This window comes from Paenibacillus sp. YSY-4.3, from assembly GCF_054767475.1.
In genome coordinates this window covers 49,564-65,525 of record NZ_BAABMC010000009.1, presented here as the reverse complement: position 1 = coordinate 65,525, position 15,962 = coordinate 49,564, and the positions used below count along the sequence as shown (strand labels likewise).

Genomic DNA, 15,962 nt, shown 5'->3' with positions numbered 1-15,962 from the left:
TTATAGGCGGTACAAGGCTACAGGGCTTAATCGGATTATGGGGACTTGGCTTGCAGGGCTTGTAGATTTGTAAGGTAAGGTAGAAATGGTAAAGGACAAGGGCGGTTCAGAGGTTCTCCTCTTGAACTGCCCTTTTATAGTGCATTTTACACGAGGAATGTATCCGCTTTTCGGTGTGACAGCCGCTATTTCCAATATGAGTCTCGCCTCGGGGGAAGGTCAAGATCGTTAGTAAGTGGCGAATTTTCAAATAAAACTGCGAAAATACAGGATTTTATTTGATGGAGGTTACGTATTAGACAAAAATGATGCAAAAACGATTGATGACTAGATGTTTAGGATAGGTGACTAGATGTATTGGTAACTAGATGTATTTCATGCAGTTAGTTCATCAGTTTTGACCGTGTTAGAGGGAACTAACTGCAAAACCTACATTTAGTTTTAAGCTATTTCGACGAATAAACTCCATTCAGGCAAACTAACTGCATGTTTTACATTTAGCGCAAGTATTTTTTTATAAAAGAGCTTAACTAGCTGTATAAAATACATTTAGTTTTTAAATGATTTAGTAAAACCAGGGGCTGGATGGCTGCCACCAACGACCTGGCAATATCTAACGAATCACCGTCCCAACAGCTGTAAGGCAGGATATCTCGAGGATAAAGTCATTATTAAAAATTTGGGAAGGAATGATGCATAAACGCAGTAATTTTCAAGATGAGGGACCTGAACAGTAAATAAAAATGTATTTTGCAGTATTCCCTTGCCGAGAGCCGCCTAACAGCATAGCAGCAAGGTCGTCATGTTAGCTCCCGATTGCTCAAGTTGGGCCGCAAACAAAAAACGCACCGCGAGCGATATGTTTGCAAGCGGTGCGAAGTAAAGACATATGAATTGGAAAGATCTGGTTATTGCTGAAGCTGGCGCAGCACGGTGATTTCGACGCGGCGATTTTTCTGGCGTCCGGCTTCGGTGGAGTTGTCGGCATCGGGACGGGTGTCCGCGTATCCGGCATATTGAAAACCATTCGGGTCGAGCTTCTCCGTATCGACGAAGTAGCGCAAGACCGATAAGGCTCTGGCTCCTGAGAGCTCCCAGTTATCCTTGTATTTCGAGGCATGGACGATCGGCAGATTATCCGTATGTCCTTCGATGCTGATCACCGTGTCGAGCGTACCGAACAGGCTGGCCAGCTTGGCCAGCGTCTTCGCCGAGCCTTCCTTGAGCTCGGCCTTTCCTACATCGAACAGGAAACGGTCGCTTAGGGTGATGGAAATGCCCTTGGGTAGATCGGCTACCGTGATTTGATCCTCCAGCCCGTTGTCTTTAATGTAAGCTTCGATCATTTTCATTAAATTGAGAAGTTCCTCCTCCTGCTTGCGGAAGGCGAGCTCCCGTTCCGTAAGCGGACCTTGCGAGGATGTTCCCAGCTTGGGGTCGCTGCCCTGGTTCTGATCTGGGCCCTGGGCGTCCTTGCCGTTGTTCCCCTTTTGATTCGTGCCGAGCTCTCCTCCGGAAGGAGGATTGCGGTGCGTGAAGCGGTCGGCAGAGCCGAGAACTCCGGTGCCATTTTCCAGGATCGAGTCCCCGCTTTTGAATGTCTGCTGCAGCGATGCGGTGACGACTTCATATTTTTCAATATCGAGACGGCTCATGGCATACATAATAACAAAGAAAATAAGCAGCAGCGTGATCAGGTCGGCATAAGTGATCAGCCAGCGGTCCTTGGTCTCTGCTCCTTCTCTTCGGCGTCGTCTGTTGTTGCGTTGCCTCATAGGTCATTCTCCATGAAGGAAGTTGACGATGAGGACGTAGATGTATACGAAGAAGAAGACGAAGTAGCAGGTTGTCCGGAGCTAATATCAGTGACGAAGGATTCCATCTTCCGCCGTACGAGCAAGGGATGATCTCCATTTTGAACGGACAATACGCCCTCTAGGATCATTTCCATGCGGCTGATATCATCTTCCCCGCGGGCCTTGATCTTGGAGGCTATCGGCAGAAAGATGAGGTTGGCGCTTGCGACCCCGTAAAGCGTAGCTGTAAAAGCCAAAGCGATCGAAGGGCCGAGTGCCGTAGGCTCCGTCAAGCTGCCCAGTACATGGATGAGTCCCATGACCGTGCCGATGATCCCCATTGTCGGGGCATAACCGCCGGCGGATTCGAATATTTTGGCATAGCTTTCGTATTTTTGCTGGGTTGCGTCCATTTCGTATTCCATGATCTGTTGGACCATTTCTCGATCGGTTCCGTCAACCACAAGCTGAATTCCTTCGCGCAAGTAGGCGTCGGAATGATCGAAGATTTTCTTCTCCAGGGAGAGAACGCCTTCGCGTCTTGCCGTCATAGCCATATCGACGATGTCTTCAACCATTTGCTCGGCGTTTGTGTCCGAGGATGTAAAAGCGAGCTTCAAAGCCCGAGGGATCGTCTTTAATCTACGCAGGGGGAAGCTGATCATGACCGCGGCAAACGTGCCGCCAAAAACGATCAAAGCGGCCGTAAGCTGCATAAGGCCACCGACCTCTCCGCCCTCCCATAAAAATCCGCCGATCAATGCGGCTAGTCCAATGATAATGCCAATAATCGTTGCGATATCCATAGATTTTTCGACAGCTCCTATCCTATACTTACCGATTGCATCCAGAGGATGAAAAAGGTATAATGACATGGGAACACCCATTCCTATTTTGCGTAATTGTGGAATTGGAATTCGCCTTTGGCGATCCCTTCGGTTTGTCATTTATGTATTCTTTTCTTAAGTATATAGATTTGGGTTAATATTATAAGGAGGCTTTTGTCCTCCTTTTTGGAAATAATGAAGATATTTTCATTCCCTAGTATTTCATTTTAGACGATAAGGGTGATGTTGGACAATGAGTGATATTGTCTTTAGCAACAATAAGTTCGAAATTGTTTCCGAATTCTCTCCCCAAGGCGACCAGCCGTCAGCCATCGACCAGCTGGTAGAGGGCATTAATCAAGGCAAGCGTCATCAGACGCTGCTTGGCGCGACGGGCACCGGGAAGACGTTCACGATTGCTCAAACGATCGCCAGACTCGGTCGTCCGACGCTAGTGATTGCCCATAACAAGACGCTGGCAGCTCAGCTTGCGAGCGAGTTTAAAGATTTTTTTCCGAACAACTCCGTAGATTACTTCGTCAGCTACTATGACTACTATCAGCCTGAAGCATATATCCCATCCTCCGATACTTACATCGAGAAAGACTCCAGCATTAACGAAGAGATCGACAAACTCAGACACTCGGCAACGAGCTCGTTGTTCGAACGGCGCGATGTCATCATCGTAGCCAGTGTGTCCTGCATATACGGTCTCGGTTCGCCGATGGAATATCGCGATTTGGTGCTCTCTTTGCGGATCGGTATGGAGCGGCCGCGCAATCAGATATTGAGCCGGCTGGTGGATATCCAGTATCAGCGGAACGACATCAACTTTGTGCGGGGCACGTTTCGCGTGCGTGGCGATGTACTGGAGATTTTCCCGGCATCCAAAGGGGAGCAGGCGGTGCGGATCGAGTTCTTCGGCGATGAGATCGAGCGGATTACGGAAATCGATGTGCTGACCGGAGAATTGGTGGGAGAACGCGATCATGTGGCTATTTTCCCGGCCTCTCACTTCGTTACCCAAGAAGAGACGATGCGCATTGCGATCAAGAATATCGAAAGAGAGCTGGAGGAACAGCTCGAGCTGTTCCGCTCACAGGGCAAGCTGCTGGAAGCGCAGCGGCTGGAACAGCGCACGCGTTACGATATCGAAATGATGAAGGAAGTCGGATTTTGCTCGGGGATCGAGAACTACTCCGGGCCGCTGACTTTCCGGGAACGGGGGGCTACCCCGTATACTTTGCTGGATTATTTTCCGGATGATTTGCTGATCGTGGTAGATGAGTCGCACGTTACCCTGCCACAGGTCAGAGCGATGTACAACGGTGACCAAGCGCGGAAAACGGTGCTTGTCGAGCATGGGTTCCGGCTGCCCTCGGCACTGGATAACCGTCCGCTGAAATTCGAGGAGTTCGAAGGGAAGGCGAATCAGCTGATTTACGTGTCAGCAACGCCAGGTCCTTACGAAATTGAACATACGGATAAAATGGTAGAGCAGATCATCCGCCCGACCGGGCTGCTTGATCCGATCATCGAGGTGCGTCCGACGAAGGGACAAATCGACGACTTGATCGGCGAGATCCAGGATCGCCTGGAAAAGGATGAGCGGGTACTGGTCACGACGCTCACGAAGAAAATGGCCGAAGATCTGACCGATTACTTGAAAGAGATCGGTATTAAGGTGCGTTATCTGCATTCCGACATCAAGACGCTGGAGCGGATGAGCATACTGCGGGATTTGCGGCTGGGTACCTTCCATGTGCTCATTGGCATCAACTTGCTGCGGGAAGGCCTCGACTTGCCGGAGGTGTCGCTGGTGGCGATACTGGATGCGGATAAGGAAGGCTTCCTGCGCTCGGAGCGCTCCTTGATCCAGACGATCGGCCGGGCTGCCCGGAACTCCGAAGGACGCGTGCTCATGTATGCCGACAAGATTACGGAGTCGATGGATAAAGCGATCAAGGAGACGGAGCGCCGCCGCGCGATTCAGATCGCCTACAACGAGAAGCACGGCATCACGCCGCAGACGATCCGCAAGAAGGTGCGTGACGTCATTGAGGCGACCCGAGTTGCCGAGAGCAAGAGCGAGTACCTGGCCGATGTGGGCAAGGGCAAGATGTCCAAGCGCGATCGCGAGGCGATGATCGGACGCCTGGAGGCCGAAATGAAGGAAGCGGCCAAGAACCTGCAATTCGAACGGGCCGCAGAGCTTCGCGACGCTATTCTCGAGCTCAAGGCGGAGTAATATATTCTAAGCTAGTATCAAGGAGATGAAATCTATTGGCCATTGAGAATATAGTCATTAAAGGCGCCAGAGCGCACAATTTAAAAAACATAGATATTACGATTCCACGCGACAAGTTCGTAGTGTTGACCGGGCTCAGCGGATCAGGAAAATCCTCACTGGCATTCGATACGATCTATGCGGAAGGGCAGCGCCGCTATGTAGAATCGCTTTCCGCCTATGCGCGTCAATTTTTGGGGCAGATGGAGAAGCCGGACGTGGATTCCATCGAAGGCTTGTCCCCGGCGATTTCGATCGACCAGAAGACAACGAGCCGGAATCCCCGTTCCACGGTAGGCACCGTGACGGAGATCTACGACTATTTACGCCTATTATTCGCTCGGGTCGGGCATCCCCATTGTCCTGAACACGGCATCGAGATTACTTCACAGACCGTAGAGCAAATGGTGGACCGGATTATGCAGTATCCGGAGAGAACGAGACTGCAAATTTTGTCGCCCGTCATTTCCGGTAAGAAGGGCGAGCATAAAAGCCTGTTCACCGAAATTGCCAAGCAGGGCTTCGTACGGGTACGGGTCGACGGTGAGCAGCGCGATCTGTCCGAGAATATCGAGCTGGAGAAGAACAAGAAGCATTCGATCGAAGTCATCGTGGACCGGATCGTCATCAAGGAGGATGTTCGCAGCCGGCTGGCGGATTCGATCGAGACGGCTCTGAAAATGTCCGGCGGGCAGCTGCTCGTCGACATTATCGGCCAGGAGGAGCTGCGGTTCAGTTCGAATTTTGCCTGCCCGATTTGCGGGTTCAGCATCGAGGAATTGTCACCGCGGATGTTCTCCTTTAACAGTCCGTTCGGCGCTTGCCCGGAATGTGACGGGCTTGGAGCGAAGATGATCATTGACCCCGAGCTGCTTATTCCCAATCCGAACAAGAGCATTGAAGAAGGCGCGTTCGAGGCTTGGGCGGGAAGTACGTCCAACTACTATCCGCAATTTCTGAAATCGGTGTGCGAGCATTACGATATCCCGCAGGACGTGCCGGTCAGCGAGCTGAATAAGGAACAGATGGATACGCTGCTGTATGGTACGGGCAGCACCAAAGTCCGCTTCCGTTATCAGAATGACTTCGGCATGAGCAAGGACGCTTATGTAACGTTTGAAGGAATCGTGCATAATTTGGAGCGCCGCTACCGGGAGACATCCTCTGACGGCATCCGCGAGTTCATTGAAGAATTCATGGGCTCCAAGCCATGCGGCACATGTAAAGGACATCGTTTGAAGAAAGAAAGCCTGGCGGTAACGATCAATGAGCGGAATATGGCGTATGTGACCAGCCTTTCGATTGGAGAGGCGCGGGATTTCTTTGATGGTCTAAGCTTAAGCGAGAAAGAGACGACCATTGCTCATATGATCCTCAAGGAAATTAACAGCCGCCTGGGCTTCCTCGTCAATGTCGGGCTCGACTATTTAACGATGAGCCGCGCAGCTGGAACGCTGTCCGGGGGCGAGGCCCAACGGATCAGGCTGGCTACGCAGATCGGATCGAGCTTGATGGGTGTTCTTTATATTCTGGACGAGCCTAGTATCGGGCTGCACCAGAGAGACAACGACCGGTTGATATCCACGCTGGCTCATATGCGCGATCTAGGTAACACACTGATCGTCGTGGAGCATGACGAGGACACGATGATGGCTGCCGATTACATTATCGATATCGGCCCTGGAGCCGGCATGCATGGCGGACAGGTCGTCTCGCAAGGCACGCCACAGGAAGTGATGGACGATTCGAACTCCCTGACCGGCCAATATTTGAGCGGCAAGAAATTCATTCCTGTCAATACGGAGCGCCGGAAGCCGAATGGTCGCTGGCTGGAGATTAAGGGTGCTAAGGAGAACAATCTTAAGAATATTAACGTGAAGTTTCCGATCGGCGTGTTCAGCGCTGTGACGGGCGTATCCGGATCGGGGAAATCGACGCTCGTAAATGAAATTTTATATAAAACGCTCGCCCGCGATTTGAATCGCGCCAAGGTGCGTCCAGGTCAGTACCGGGAAATCAAAGGGCTGGAGCATGTCGAGAAGGTCGTTGATATCGACCAGTCGCCGATTGGCCGCACGCCGCGGTCGAACCCGGCAACGTACACGGGCGTGTTTGACGATATTCGCGATCTCTTCTCCCAAACGACGGAAGCGAAGGTTCGCGGCTACAAGAAAGGGCGCTTCAGCTTCAACATTAAGGGAGGACGCTGTGAGGCGTGCCGTGGAGACGGGATTATCAAGATTGAGATGCACTTTCTGCCGGATGTATACGTTCCTTGCGAAGTATGTAAAGGCAAACGATACAACCGCGAGACGCTTGAAGTGAAATACAAAGGCAAGAGCATTGCCGACGTGCTGGAGATGACGGTTGAAGTAGCAACGGATTTCTTCCAGAACATTCCCCGCATTCACCGCAAACTGGAGACCCTGCTTGATGTAGGGCTTGGCTACATCAAATTGGGCCAGCCGGCCACGACGCTGTCCGGCGGGGAAGCACAGCGGGTGAAGCTGGCTTCCGAGCTGTATCGCCGGAGCACGGGCAAGACGATCTACATTTTGGACGAGCCGACGACCGGGTTGCACGTCGATGATATCGACCGCCTGCTCAAGGTGCTGCATCGTTTGGTTGACTCTGGGGAGACGGTGCTTGTGATCGAGCATAATCTCGACGTCATCAAGACGGCGGATTACCTTATCGATCTGGGTCCCGAAGGGGGCAGCGGCGGCGGCACCATTATCGGCACTGGCACGCCGGAAGAGCTTGCGAAGAATGAGCAATCCTATACAGGACGCTACTTGAAGCCGATCCTGGAGCGTGACACGAAGCGAACCCGGGAACTGCAGCTTCAAGGCTGATAAGCGAAAGTCGAAGAGATTGGCAGGAGTACAGCATATTGTTTAGCTTGAATGGCCCTCTGGATCACATTTTGTGGTTTAGGGGGCTGTTCTATAACCGCAAGAAAAATTACCGCTAAACGCGTTCTGTCTTCTTTGAAGGTACATCGATAGCTGTATTTCGTTTGTCTGAACTGTGAAAGTCAAGGAAAGTGGTTACTTTTTTTCAGTGAACTACGCTGAAATATTGTCTAAATTGTGACAAATTCATTTTTTATTTGCTGTTCCCCTTGCATCCAGGCCCTGGGAAAGATAACATATAGGGAGATGTGTATATACGTGATTTTAAAGAAGGGGGTTACGGCATGCGACTGCTCGCAGAAGCGGCAGAGAAGACATCAAACTTCAACGGTTTCGATATTTTTATGCTGCTGTTTACAGTAATTATTTTGATCGGCGTGGTTCGGCTCATGGTCGCTCGTCCGAAGAAGAATTTGTTTGCAATCGGTTTCGGCATCGTGAGTTTGCTCGTTTTCCTGGCATCGGATGCTGTGATGATCAGCGGCTGGTTTAAATAAATACGGAATGAGCGGAAGACACTTTGTTTCGTTACGGGACAGGGTGTTTTTTTCATTTTCATGTGATATGAAAGTGATGAGAATTGGATACCCCTAGGGTTCACCAATAACTAAAACAAACGGCAGGGATGCCGTTTGTTTATTTTTGGGAATTTGGAGGAAGCATCCGCCAGTTAGTTCGTTAGCCTGTAAGTCCGTAACCCCGTAACCCCGTAACCCCGTAACCCCGTAACCCCGTAACCCCGTAACCCCGTAACCCCGTAACCCCGTTAGCCCGAGTCTAACGAATCTCATCCACGTTATTTGTACATATTTGCTCTTATTTTGAATCTAACGAATTTCAGCAACGCTATTTACGGTTTATCTGCCTATTAGAGCAATAAAGATTGAAATAACGGCACCCAGATTCGTTACATTTCTGACAGGGGATATTTTAAACAAATAGCGATTGTGAGATTCGTTATAAAGTAAAGTCGTGAGATGGCGAACGATCTAACTTGAGATTTTAGAATTAAGTAATCGGCAGCCATTCCAGCCAATCGATGGCGATAGTACCGCTGGCAACTTCTATTTTTAACTCGAACTCTCCGCTGTTGGATATCGTCTGCTGCCCCGCCGAGATGACGCTCCAGTCTTGTGAGGACACGCCGATGGTTTGGCGTCCATAACGGCCCGTGTGCACAGCGAGCTCAGCACTCCCGGTTAAGGCGCGCAGTTTGATTTGCAGCGTGTAGGCGGCGGGGGCTTCGCACAAGAACGGGTATGCGACCCACTCTCTCGCAGAAAGAGTGACGCAGAGGCGATGCTCTTCGTTCCATTCCTCTTCCGGTTTCAAATGATAATTTGGCGTACCTTCCTGAGCCGTGAGGAATCCGATGCGGATGCCGTCACCTGGGCGAAATACGTTACTAGGGTGCTCCTTGGTCGCTAAAGCTTGTAAACCTAATAGTTCGCTATCAGCAGCAGTACCCCAGCTAGTGCCTTGGCCCAGATGTCCATAATGCTCGGCAGGTATGCGAAGCGGCAGCTTGCGCTGAACGGCTCGCAGTACGTCTGGGAGGTAATCGCAGTTGCCAAGCAGAATGTTGTCCAGGTATTCGTTGAGAATGGCTGTTGAAGCCGTCTGATCCGGTTTGTCGCCACTGCCTTCCACATAGTTCAAAATAAGCTCCCAGTTATGCGGACGGCGGATGGAGCAAGGGGAGTTAGCTGTATCGAGTTTTTTCCAGGTCCAGAAGTTCCACGAAATGTCATGACCCTCATATAAACCAAAGGCTCCGGCATACCAGCCCAAGCTGTTCTCGCCGCCTTCGCCCATGTATATAGGCAAGTTTAGTTTTTCGCGTTTCTCTAAATATGGTGCGATTCCTTCCTGGTCAGGACTGCTCCAGTACTTATGAAATTGCAGCAAAAGATTGTCATCGAACATTTCGTCTGCGGTAAACATCGACCAGTCGGTCGCCCAATGGGCGCCTTCAATGATGATCATATGCTTGTCGTCGACTTCGCGGATTGCGGCGGTTATTTCCTTGTACAGCGGCATCAGCTTGTCATTATGCATGTTGAACCATTCTGGAAGCGGCTCATTCAGCAGATCGTAGCCGCCGACGATCCATTCGTCCTTGTAGCGGTCGGCCAGCATTCTCCAGAGCTCGACTGTACGCCGCCAGTAGTTCTCGTCAGTGAACAGCTCGGGCTGGTCATGCTCGGAATCGTCGATATTCGCCCCCGTCTGCCCGCCGGGTGCTCCATGCAGATCAAGGATGACGTACAGGCTGTATTTTTTGCACCATCCAATAAAACGATCGATTAAAGCGAGTGTATCCGGGTTAAACCGTACTGGCTCGCCCTCTTCCAGCAGCCCGCGCGCATTGATTGGCAGGCGAATAGAGTTCAAGCCTTCCGCGGCGACTTGGCGCACGTCATCTTCGGTAATAAACCGTTCGCGAAACGTATCCCAAAACTCCTTGGCAGCTTGCTCTCCAATCAAATCCGTTATGAGCTTCTCGATTCGTCTTGGCCGATCCGCGTTCGTCGGCGGGAACTTCCACATATAGCCTTCCGGCAGCAGCCAGTTTCCTAGCCCCACGCCGCGAAGCAGCAGTTCTTGCCCGTCTCCGTTCACAATTCGCTGGCCTTCGGCACGCAAGTAGCCTTTTACCCGTCCATCGTCTCTGTACATTGCTTGCTCACACCTTTCGGTTGAAGTTGAGGTAGTAAAAGTGGACATTCAGCCTTAATATAGTCCTAACTTCGCCGGTTTGGGTAGGTCTCGGATTTCGGGTACGATTTTTCGGGTGGAAGAAAAAAAGACTCCTGTATTTATCTACAGGAGCCAATAGTTGTGGCTAGTTCAGTTTCTCTAGGGATGAGAGATGTTTGCTCAAATAAAAACAATTTGGAAGTGGGATGAACACAAGAAACCCACCGTGTAGGTTGTTCCTACCGATGGGTTCACTTTGTGCAACTAACTATTGTCATTAGGATGAATGAAGGCTCTAGAAGCAGGGGTTAGTTCTATCCTCCGTGCTGTGCTAAATAGCTGATAACCTTATTATTTGTTAAGTATTGAGTAGGAACGAACAGGGCAAATGCAAAGCTAGCTGTCAAAAAAAGTAACAGGATTTTTTTCTTCATTTTCATAGACTCCTTTTATTAAAGTTTTATAACTGATCAGGCTTTCTGAAGATGCTAGATCCCTATATTGTTCGAATAGCCCCATACATTTAATCATACACTTTTTATTGTTAATAAAGGAGGATTTTTCAAGTCCCTTTAGCAAAAATATGAACCCAGTAGTATAGTGTCCCTTTTTTAAATAATAGTAAGAAAGATTGTGCAATAATAGCGAGAAAAGGGTTGTACTATAATGGTTTTTGTAAATGTCAACAGTCTTATTCTCATTAAGATAATTCGCAATTTTCGACTCAAATTGCTCGAGAATATGATCTACATTGATATGATACCGATTAGCGGCTTCCATAATATTAAATAATGCTGGAATAAATTCACCTTGCTCTTTTTCGATATAAGTAACGTACTCTGGAAGTATACTGGCATCTCCAGACATTAGCTTATTCACATAAGTGTTGGCTCGCGCCCATTCTAGAAAAACATTTTTCCAATGTCGAGCGTCTGTGTCATCTTCTTTAACCCAGCTTAAATCGGCGTAGTGAAGGGTATACTGTAGTGCCCGCTCATAATCTCTCCGTGCATCCCAAACATCAGCGAGAAATAGGTTGGCTAATGCTATATATGTAAACAACGGCCTGCTTGGTTTAGAGTCTTTTTGAATTTTTACAGGTCGAGCTGCGAAGTATAGAGTTCTGGCTAAACGACCTAGTCTACTTGCTATCATCTCAACTTTATCCCACTGATTTAAAGAGCGGTATATATTGCCTAAGTCTTTGAATGCATCCAATTGATCAAGTTCATCCAGTCGCTCAACATAAGGCTCGAATAGTATAGCAGCTTGGTAATTTTCCTCTTGATTCGTTCCCAAACGGATTAAGAATAATCGATATTGGCAGAAGGCGAGTCGTTCTGAGTGCTGATGTTTCTCGCTAATTGCAACATTTTCAAACATTAATCTTGCTGCTTTACGTTTATTTTTCTGGTAGAGGTCTTCCGCTACATCGAATAGAAGGGGGGAGTACATAAGGTTATCCATTAACAAACTGATAACTTGCTGAATGCAATTCAATTTATCGAGATCTGCGCAGCGGTATAAAAAGGGCTTGAATCTTCGCCAATTGGGGATGTTTTGGCTCAAGTGATCTTTAATATACTGCTCGTAAAAATATCCCTCTGGATAATTCATTACCTTTGTAAGACGGTCCAGATGATCTACTGTTAATGTTTTGTTTTTGTTTAGTATGGAACTAAGTGTGCCTGCGTTAATATCAGATTTACTTGCTAATTTTCTTAGATTCATATTTTCATGTTTCATAAAATGGTTGAGTTGTTGGAGAATCGGGGCTGTGTGGTCCATACAAATCATCCTTTTTCAGAAATAAATTCTTATCAAACTAAAAAGAGTACCATATAAAATTGTGAATTCTCTAACTCAATAGATACTTTAAAGTCTAATAATTGTTAACATATTACAAATATAAACAATATTTGAAAGGTGGTCAATTCTATTTAATACGTTTTATAAATTTTGTTATAAATTGGATTATTAATTGAGTTTGTTGACGTGCTGGAAGGGATTAAAGCTAGAGTCTGCAAGGAATGTCTGATAAAATAAATAAGTTATCGTCGTTTCATTTTAAATTTAATGGAAATCAATATACGAGAGCCAATCGGCCTCTCGGGGAGGAATATATGAGCAGCACAACATTAACGCGGCAAGACGTGGAATTGCTGGCGCCGGCGGGCGATTGGGACTGTATGCGGGCCGCGGTGGCGAACGGGGCGGACGCGATATTTTTTGGAGTAGAGAAATTCAATGCCAGAGCCCGGGCGAACAATTTTCGTATGGACGAGCTTCCGGAAATTATGGCTTTTTTGCACAGCTATGGGGTTAAGGGGTTCCTGACCTTCAATATTCTCGTGTTCGAGGATGAGCTGCGGGATGCGGCAGAGCTGATTGAGGCTTGCATTGATGCGGGCGTGGACGCGGTGATCGTGCAGGATTTGGGATTGGTCAAAATGATTCGCGAAATGTCTCCGGACTTTCCGATTCACGGCTCAACCCAGATGACGATTACTTCGCCGGAAGCGGTCGAGTTCACGAAGCCATGGAATATGGAACGCGTGGTGCTGGGTCGCGAGAACAATTTAAAGCAAATTCAGAAAATCGGGGAGCAGGCGAAACTGCCGATGGAAGTGTTTGTTCATGGGGCGCTTTGCGTTTCGTATTCGGGACAGTGCTTGACTTCGGAAATGTGGGGCGGCCGCTCTGCAAACCGGGGGGAATGCGCTCAGGCCTGCCGACTTCCGTATGATCTAATGGTGGACGGAGAGCAGAAGCCGATGGGGGATGTGGCGTACTTGCTGTCTCCGAAGGACCTGGCGGCGATTGATTTGATGCCGGAGCTGATCGAAGCGGGTGTGACGTCTTTTAAAATCGAAGGCCGCCTGAAAAGCCCGGAATATGTCGCTAACGTCGTGAGCAAATACCGTAAGGCGATTGACCGTTATTTTGACGGGGAGGATGCCCGGCCGTCGAAGGAAGAAGTTCGGGAGCTGCAGCAGAGCTTTTCGCGCGGTTTTACGCACGGCTTCCTGGAGGGCACGAACAATAAGAAGCTCGTGGAAGGCACGTTTCCGAAGAGCCGGGGCGTGTATCTGGGGCGGGTGGAGCAGGTGCTGCGCGATGGTGTGGTCTGCCGCCTGGAGGCTCCTGTGAAGCGCGGAGACGGGGTCGTCTTCGATGCCGGGGATCCGACGAAAAAGGAAGAGGGCGGCCGCGTCTACGATTTGCGCCGTAAAGGCGTGAAGCTGGAAGGCGAAGCGGACGAGAAATGGATCGTCGATATCGTTCCGGGACGGAATGACGTCGATCTGCGGAAGGTTCACGTCGGCGACCGGATTTGGAAGACGAGCGATCCGGCGCTCGATAAGAGACTGCGCCAGACGTTCGAGACGGATAAGCCGTATCGGGTGTTTCCGGTGCATGTCCGCGCAACTGGACGGGCTGGCGAGCCGCTGGCGACCTTCTGGACGGATGTCCAGAAGGGAACGACGGTGCGCGTCGACTCCGAGCTGCTGCTCGAGACGGCGCAAAAGCGGCCGATGGACGACGCCCTGCTCGAAGAGCAATTCGGCCGTCTCGGCGGCACGCTGTTTCAGCTCGAGCAGTTGGACACATCGCTGCATGGCGATGTGATTCTGCCGATGCGAGAGCTGAACAGCATCCGCCGGCGCGCAGTAGAGCTGCTAGCCGGCGAACGGCCAAAGCCGCCCGTTTACGTGAAACGGGCGGATGCCGCCGCCACAGCTGTGCTGGGCGCGGCGGGAGGCGCTGGCGCACCACGCGCAGCGGGTGCGCCCGAAGGCGGCGGCGCGGGCGTAGCCGCGCGCCGCGCTTTGCGCGGTGAAGCGGAGCTCACCGCGCTGTGCCGCAGCCTGCCGCAGGTGCAGGCTGCGCTGGAGGCCGGCGTAGGGATGATCTACGCCGACTTTGAATTCATCAAGCAGTTCCCGGCAGCGGTGGAAGCCGTTCGGGCCGCCGGTAAGCGAATCGCGCTGGCGACGCCGCGCATCCATATGCCGGGCGAGAACGGCTACCATAACAACATCCTGCGCCTTCAGCCAGATGCGGTGCTGGTTCGCAATACCGGGGCGCTGTATTATTATCTGCGCCATCGCCAAGAGAATCCGGACGCACAGCATCCACAGTTGATCGGTGACTTCTCACTGAACATTGCCAATCACAAGACTGTGGAACTGTTTCTGGAGACTGGCTGCGATATCGTTACGCCATCCTACGACCTCAACATTCAGCAGATGGTTGATTTGCTGGGACAAAGCCAGGGCATGGCGGCAGACATGGAGATCGTTATTCACCAGCACTTGCCGATGTTCCATACGGAGCATTGCGTATACTGCACCTTCCTGAGCGAAGGCACGGACTATACGAACTGCGGCCGCCCCTGCGAAGAACACAGAGTATCGCTGCAGGATCGGATCGGTATGTCTCATCCTGTTCGCGTCGATGAAGGATGCCGCAACACCGTATACAATGCGATTGAGCAGTCGGGTGCGGAATATCTGCGGAACTTCCTGGAGCTTGGCGTGCGAAGCTACCGTGTCGAATTTCTGGAGGAAACGCCGGAGAAGGTGCATGAGGTCATTCATCTCTACACCCAAGCCCTGCGCGGTGAAATTAGCGGAACCCAGGTATGGAAGGCGCTCAAAGCAACGAACCAGCTCGGTGTGACGCGCGGACAACTGATCAAGTAAGCTGGCTGATAACAAGCCAACTAAGTGAAGCTGGCCGATAACAAGCTAATTAAGCGAAGCGGACTGAAGTTATAAGCCAACTAAGCAAAACGGGCGAATCAAGTTAAGTGCACGACGAAATGCGAAGCTAGCCGCCCGAACCATAGGAATAACCAACCAAAGCCCCTCTGTCGCTATGTAATTAAGCGGAAGAGGGGCTCTTTTTAAGATGCTAGAAAGTATACAATTTAGAGTCAATACTTGCTTATATCGTAAAGAAAACTATCGCCAAACGCGTTTTATCATCCTGGAGATTACGCCCTGTAGACATTTTTCTCATATGATATGTTCGTCCATACGGACAGACACACCGTGCGCTTCGAAGGAGCATCCGACCATCTGACCATCCGACGGTTAGCCCAAGTCTAACGAATCTCATCAACGTTATTTGTACATATTTTCGATTATTATAAATCTAACGAATATCAGCCACGCTATTACGGGTTTATCTGCTGTTTGGAGCAGTAAAGAATGAAATAACGTTACCCAGATTCGTTACATTTTGAAAGGGGCTATTTTCAAACAAATAGTGATCGTGAGATTCGTTAGAAAATCTTGGTCGCAGTCTAAGCCTCAGTCTCGCGTCTCGATCTCGCGCCTCGATCACATGCCTTGGTGTCACGTCCCAGTCTCACATCACGGTCGCAGTCTAAGCCTCGATCTCATACCTCAGTCACACGTATCGCCCGCTG

Annotated in this window: 8 protein-coding genes; 4 read left to right on the top strand and 4 right to left on the bottom strand. The window is 50.1% G+C overall.

The genetic code is table 11. The features are described 5' to 3' along the window. Positions 1-908: 908 nt before the first annotated feature. Together ACYUJT_RS21900 and ACYUJT_RS21895 are read right to left on the bottom strand one after the other, a co-directional pair. Positions 909-1,775, bottom strand: a complete 867-nt coding sequence (locus tag ACYUJT_RS21900; RefSeq protein WP_460326319.1) for a flagellar motor protein MotB — start codon at positions 1,773-1,775, stop codon at positions 909-911. Next, positions 1,772-2,602: a flagellar motor protein gene (locus ACYUJT_RS21895; RefSeq protein ID WP_460326317.1), complete on the bottom strand. Its 831-nt coding sequence runs from the start codon at positions 2,600-2,602 to the stop codon at positions 1,772-1,774. The genes ACYUJT_RS21900 and ACYUJT_RS21895 overlap by 4 nt, the downstream gene beginning before the upstream one ends. Positions 2,603-2,876: 274 nt before the next feature. On the opposite strand from ACYUJT_RS21895, the gene uvrB reads away from it, so the two are divergent. From uvrB to ACYUJT_RS21880, 3 genes are all read left to right on the top strand, one after another. Then, a complete protein-coding gene (gene uvrB / locus ACYUJT_RS21890; RefSeq protein WP_460326315.1) occupies positions 2,877-4,871 on the top strand; it encodes an excinuclease ABC subunit UvrB in 1,995 nt (664 codons plus the stop codon). Between the two features lie 35 nt (positions 4,872-4,906). Next, positions 4,907-7,765, top strand: a complete 2,859-nt coding sequence (uvrA, locus tag ACYUJT_RS21885; RefSeq protein ID WP_460326313.1) for an excinuclease ABC subunit UvrA — start codon at positions 4,907-4,909, stop codon at positions 7,763-7,765. A gap of 344 nt (positions 7,766-8,109) precedes the next feature. Further along, positions 8,110-8,322 carry a hypothetical protein gene (locus tag ACYUJT_RS21880; RefSeq protein ID WP_125082044.1) on the top strand — a complete coding sequence of 71 codons (213 nt, stop codon included), beginning with the start codon at positions 8,110-8,112 and terminating at the stop codon, positions 8,320-8,322. Between the two features lie 511 nt (positions 8,323-8,833). On the opposite strand, the gene ACYUJT_RS21875 is transcribed toward ACYUJT_RS21880, so the two are convergent. Further along, the gene (locus tag ACYUJT_RS21875; RefSeq protein WP_460326311.1) at positions 8,834-10,504 is read right to left on the bottom strand and encodes a cellulase family glycosylhydrolase; all 1,671 of its coding nucleotides are present in this window, start codon (positions 10,502-10,504) and stop codon (positions 8,834-8,836) included. A gap of 417 nt (positions 10,505-10,921) precedes the next feature. Next, positions 10,922-12,313: a helix-turn-helix domain-containing protein gene (locus tag ACYUJT_RS21870; RefSeq protein WP_460326308.1), complete on the bottom strand. Its 1,392-nt coding sequence runs from the start codon at positions 12,311-12,313 to the stop codon at positions 10,922-10,924. 335 nt (positions 12,314-12,648) lie between these two features. On the opposite strand from ACYUJT_RS21870, the gene ACYUJT_RS21865 reads away from it, so the two are divergent. Further along, positions 12,649-15,231, top strand: coding sequence for a U32 family peptidase (locus ACYUJT_RS21865; RefSeq protein WP_460326305.1), 2,583 nt, complete (start codon positions 12,649-12,651; stop codon positions 15,229-15,231). The last annotated feature ends 731 nt before the right edge of the window (positions 15,232-15,962 follow it).

Excerpts from the sequence above, each read along its gene's own strand:
- ACYUJT_RS21875 (WP_460326311.1), bottom strand. The coding sequence starts at position 10,504 with ATGTACAGAGACGATGGACGGGTAAAAGGCTACTTGCGTGCCGAAGGC.
- ACYUJT_RS21880 (WP_125082044.1), top strand. The coding sequence starts at position 8,110 with ATGCGACTGCTCGCAGAAGCGGCAGAGAAGACATCAAACTTCAACGGT.
- uvrB (WP_460326315.1), top strand. The coding sequence starts at position 2,877 with ATGAGTGATATTGTCTTTAGCAACAATAAGTTCGAAATTGTTTCCGAA.
- ACYUJT_RS21870 (WP_460326308.1), bottom strand. The coding sequence starts at position 12,313 with ATGGACCACACAGCCCCGATTCTCCAACAACTCAACCATTTTATGAAA.
- ACYUJT_RS21865 (WP_460326305.1), top strand. The coding sequence starts at position 12,649 with ATGAGCAGCACAACATTAACGCGGCAAGACGTGGAATTGCTGGCGCCG.
- ACYUJT_RS21895 (WP_460326317.1), bottom strand. The coding sequence starts at position 2,602 with ATGGATATCGCAACGATTATTGGCATTATCATTGGACTAGCCGCATTG.
- ACYUJT_RS21900 (WP_460326319.1), bottom strand. The coding sequence starts at position 1,775 with ATGAGGCAACGCAACAACAGACGACGCCGAAGAGAAGGAGCAGAGACC.